Origin of the sequence: Methanospirillum sp. (genome assembly GCF_028679455.1) — an archaeon.
GTDB lineage: Archaea > Halobacteriota > Methanomicrobia > Methanomicrobiales > Methanospirillaceae > Methanospirillum.
Genome location: NZ_JAJRBM010000306.1, coordinates 1 through 4,278, shown reverse-complemented (window position 1 = coordinate 4,278; position 4,278 = coordinate 1). Strand labels below are relative to the sequence as shown.

Annotated in this window: 5 protein-coding genes; 2 read left to right on the top strand and 3 right to left on the bottom strand. The window is 43.6% G+C overall.

Annotated features, from left to right (window positions below):
- Nucleotides 1-584: 584 nt before the first annotated feature.
- The gene (locus LUQ50_RS10535; RefSeq protein WP_300039793.1) at nt 585-1,343 is read right to left on the bottom strand and encodes a winged helix-turn-helix domain-containing protein; all 759 of its coding nucleotides are present in this window, start codon (nt 1,341-1,343) and stop codon (nt 585-587) included.
- A 137-nt stretch (nt 1,344-1,480) separates the two neighbouring features.
- Here LUQ50_RS10535 and LUQ50_RS10530 point away from each other — a divergent pair, with 137 nt between their 5' ends.
- On the top strand, nt 1,481-1,639 hold the full coding sequence (locus tag LUQ50_RS10530) for a hypothetical protein (RefSeq protein ID WP_300039792.1): 159 nt from the start codon (nt 1,481-1,483) through the stop codon (nt 1,637-1,639).
- A 6-nt stretch (nt 1,640-1,645) separates the two neighbouring features.
- Nucleotides 1,646-1,888, top strand: a complete 243-nt coding sequence (locus LUQ50_RS10525) for an MTH865 family protein (RefSeq protein ID WP_300039791.1) — start codon at nt 1,646-1,648, stop codon at nt 1,886-1,888.
- 137 nt (nt 1,889-2,025) lie between these two features.
- Here LUQ50_RS10525 and LUQ50_RS10520 read toward each other — a convergent pair whose 3' ends face one another.
- Together LUQ50_RS10520 and LUQ50_RS10515 are read right to left on the bottom strand one after the other, a co-directional pair.
- Nucleotides 2,026-2,541, bottom strand: coding sequence for a chemotaxis protein CheW (locus tag LUQ50_RS10520; RefSeq protein ID WP_300039790.1), 516 nt, complete (start codon nt 2,539-2,541; stop codon nt 2,026-2,028).
- Between the two features lie 4 nt (nt 2,542-2,545).
- Nucleotides 2,546-4,278: methyl-accepting chemotaxis protein (locus LUQ50_RS10515; protein ID WP_300039789.1), on the bottom strand; the 1,733-nt coding region annotated here is incomplete at its 5' end.

Below are 4,278 nucleotides of genomic sequence, written 5' to 3'. Positions count from 1 at the left end.
TGGAATTTGCAGATGAAAATCTAGGTATACTGAGCGCCAGAGAGATATGTGAATAAGTAAAAGTATTTCTGATATTTTTCATTTAATTGCAAATCTATCCTATTCGTGTAAGAATTCAAAATTGCAATTTCTGTCGCTCAGTATAACACTATTTCAGATTATCAATAATGTCTACATTCTCTCTGTTACATCTAGTAGATATGAAGTCACAAAGAAGGCTCTACGAGTCATGAGTACAGATTATGGCTCTCGCTTCACAGGTATTTTTCCTCATTTTTTTGGTTTATCTTCTCTGTTGAAATAATCTTTCCGTTACAATATTTAACTGCAACAGTACAGGGGATCTGAACACTCATCGCTGAAAAATTGAGACCGGGACTGTCAGGCATACCTCATCGTAATTCTTGCACCAGACACATGGTGTGGTTGGCATTACTTTGTTCATCAGTTCACCACACGAACTATCCTTACGTCCTGCATCGTATCAGAACCCACCAGATATGATATGAAAAACCCCTCTAAAACCACGCATCTCGTTGGTACGAACGAATGAACCCTTCCTGGTGACCATCTGATAAATCATATTATTCACCGAATTCTTTACTCACGATGTTTGCATACACTTCCCGAATCGCTGATAACACCCTGAATCCTTTATCAGTGATGACATAATCTCCCCGCTCGTGCCTCTGGATGATCATTCCTGCTTCCTGAAGTTTTTTCATATGAAACAGAAGGTTTCCACCCCTGAGTTTGGTTAACTGGGACAGATCTGAAAATGTCTTCGTCTCTGCTGATACGGCCTGAAGAATCTGAAATCGCGGGGTGCTTGCTATCGGTTCGATTATACCCGATACCATCTTCTCTTCAGGATAATCCATAACTGGCAACGATGCCTCCTGTTGCTTGAGGATTCCCAATGAACGCATCAGGTCCAGTTGTTTTTCAAAAAGCCGTCTCACCTCATTAAAGCAGATATCACATCGTTGATATGGCCCTTTTTTCCGCATCTCCTCGATATGGGCACGGTATGAGCGAACAAGATCATCAGTAATTTCTCCATCATTAATGTGGTTTGAAGTAGCGGTTAGAAAATTGAGAAGGATCTGAAAGCAGGTATCATGCATCTCACAATCATGTACCATGTTGCTGGAGAGACATTCCCTGGCACGTTCAACATGGTTCTTTGAGAGAATATCACCATACTCGTGCTTTAGATCTGATATGATAGACTGGAGATGGACCTGGTTTGTGCGTTCGAAAAATCTCTTCAGATCTCCCCTGATCTCCCGGATTTCATGCATCAGTGCATCAGGGGTCACAGATGGTTCTACGTGGTCCATGGTGTCATCTCATCAGATATGGGGAATATTTGATTATAATCGTTAGAGTCATTGAAGTGTAGCAGGACATGCATGAGTCATAATAATGACGCTCAAGTATATTATGATAACAGTCCCAGTTCTGTATGGTGAGGCACATGCCGATCTGGAAATGTACAGGAGCAGAAGTCAGCAAGGAAAAAGCCGAAGAATCTATCGCCCACCTGAAAAGCGCCTGCTTTGGGTGCAGTACTCACAGCAATGACTGCGCAATTGCCAGGGCTGTTGGCGATATTTCATCCATGATCAAGGAGTGAATACTCATGCCATCTATCAAAGAAGAGATCCATGCACAGATAACCGGGGCACTTGCAGGTGCTACGTTTCCAATCGCGACACCGGAGCAGCTTATCGCAGCATTTCCTGCCGGAGCTGACACCACCTGCCAGGTTGGTGAGATACGAATGACTGCAGGTGAAGCAGGAACCCTCCTTACGATGAGCGATTTTCCGTTCACCAGTGCCAGACAGGTTGCTGATGTTATCGTAGAACGTGCAGGGTTATAACCCCAGAATGACCATCATTTTTTCAGAATAAACTTCAAAAATTGTATTGACTCTTCATCGCTTCACGCTGGTCAAATCAATATCCTGCATTCATCTCTCAACAGAATTATGAATTTCTAAAACAAAATAAGAGATATCTATTGGCCCATATCCTTGAGCATCCGAGGAACATCCAGCCATACAATAAGATCAGTCCTGTCTGAATCCTTATCGCCCTGCTTATGCCTGATGATACCAAGAATATACGAGGTATCATCCTTGTCGCAGGTTTTCTGATCGATCTGGGCCGTTGGTATTGACATAACGGTGGTGACATCATCAACCAGAATTCCAGTCTTCCCCTTGGTAATCGAACTATCAATAACGATAATCCGGGACTGCTCCATATTCGTGTTCAACGAAGAAATCCCCATCTTCTGCTTGGGATCAATAATTGTGGTAATTTCTCCTCTGAGATCAATAATTCCTTTGATATATCGTGCACTTCCCGGTAGCGGAGTAATCCGTGTATACTCCACGATCTCTTTTACATCAAAAAGATTGATGGCAAATTTGTCCTCGCCAAGAAGGAACTCCACAATCTGGATCTCGTTGTCTGCCCCTGAAGACACAACGTGCTCTGGTACCGGTTGTTCTGATTCTACATCTGCCATAGTATCATAAAACCTTGAATTTTGTCATTTCATGTGAGATAGCATCTGCAATGTGTACAACTCCTCCCATAATTCTCCCAATCTCATCAATAGATGCACTGGCCTCCTCAGTAGCTGCTGCTGCATCTCCCGCTTCACGTGAGGTGTTCTGGACCAGATTTGCAACCTCCTGAATACTGGCGGTGACCTCTTCAACCGATGCTGCCTGCTCTTCTGAAGCAGAAGCAACCTCAACAATGCTCTGATTAATCTCTTCAATAGTTTTCGCTATCTTATTAAACGCAGCAAGAGTCTGCTCAAGCGCAGAACTTCCTTCCTGTACTGCACTGGTTGATTTTCCCATCGCTTCAGTCGCCTGATTTGCCTTGGTCTGAAGTGCTGCAATCATGTCAGCAATATTTTCTGCTGATTTCCGTGAATCCTGTGCAAGAGACTTAACCTCGGCTGCCACAACCGCAAATCCTCTCCCTGCCTCACCCGCTCTTGCAGCTTCGATTGCCGCATTCAATGCAAGTAAATTGGTCTGGTTTGCAATATCAGATATTAACCGGACAATCTTACCGATCTCATCCATCTGCGAATTTATCCCGTTTACAATCATATCAACTTCGTTTGCAGACTGGGTGATCTCTCCCATCGCTTTTTCAGACTGGTGTGCAAGAACGATTCCCCCTTTGGCAAGTGAATTCGTCTCATCAGACGCAACAGATACAGACTCTGCCTTACGTGAGACAGCCGCAACAGTCTCATTAAGATCCTCCATCGCCTTGATAACCTGTACAATACCATCTCCTCCCTGATCTGCATTCTGGCTGACCATATTGGTATTGGCTGCTATCTGATGGGCTCCAGCAAGAACCTCTTCCACACTTGCATTGGCTTCCTCTGAACTTGCTGCCAGATCACTCACGCTTTTATTAATCAGAGAAATCGCTTCAGATATCTGAACGCCAATATTATTCAGTGCTTTTGTGAACTCAATCCAGTCACCCTTTATATCAATGGTCGGATCAAATCGTGCAACAAAGTTGTAATTTGAATATTCACCGGCAATCTTCATGGATTCCTGAACGGGAATATTTATTGAATCCAGGGTCTGATTCATTCCTTCGATAATTGCACGGTAATCACCTTCATGAACTGAGGGATCTGATCTGAACTTCAGGTCTCCGGCAATCGCAGCCTGTGCAATCGCATGTGAATCAGTAACCAGATGAGTAATTGCCTGTCTGGCTGTATCTATTGCCTGTCCTATCTTTACAAATTCTTCTCTGGCAGATTTTGAATGCTCATCGGCCTCCAGGATAGTAACGTTGAATTTTGTATCTCCCCTGGCAAGAGAACTGATATTGGTCTGGACAACTTCCACGGACTTATTCAGATAATTAACCAGTGATCTGATAGCAGTCATATCTGAAAATATCTCAATAAACCTGATTACGGTTCCTTTCTGATCAATGATCGGAATATACACATAATCAAGATGCCTGATACCAGCCGGAACCTCTGTTATCAGTCGGCCTCTTGCCGGTCGTTTTGTTTGATATGCATCCTTTGCGGACTGACCTTCCCGTTCCAAAACTTTCAGATCGGTCAGTTTCATCCGACTGATCTCTTCATGACTATATCCCAGCATTCGTGAACAGGCAGGGTTGGCATCCGTGATGGTCATATCCGGATCTAATGTCATGATTGCATGCGGATTTTCCTGAATAAATGCCTCTATCTCATTTACAT

Excerpts from the sequence above, each read along its gene's own strand:
- LUQ50_RS10530 (WP_300039792.1), top strand. The coding sequence starts at position 1,481 with ATGCCGATCTGGAAATGTACAGGAGCAGAAGTCAGCAAGGAAAAAGCC.
- LUQ50_RS10520 (WP_300039790.1), bottom strand. The coding sequence starts at position 2,541 with ATGGCAGATGTAGAATCAGAACAACCGGTACCAGAGCACGTTGTGTCT.
- LUQ50_RS10535 (WP_300039793.1), bottom strand. The coding sequence starts at position 1,343 with ATGGACCACGTAGAACCATCTGTGACCCCTGATGCACTGATGCATGAA.
- LUQ50_RS10525 (WP_300039791.1), top strand. The coding sequence starts at position 1,646 with ATGCCATCTATCAAAGAAGAGATCCATGCACAGATAACCGGGGCACTT.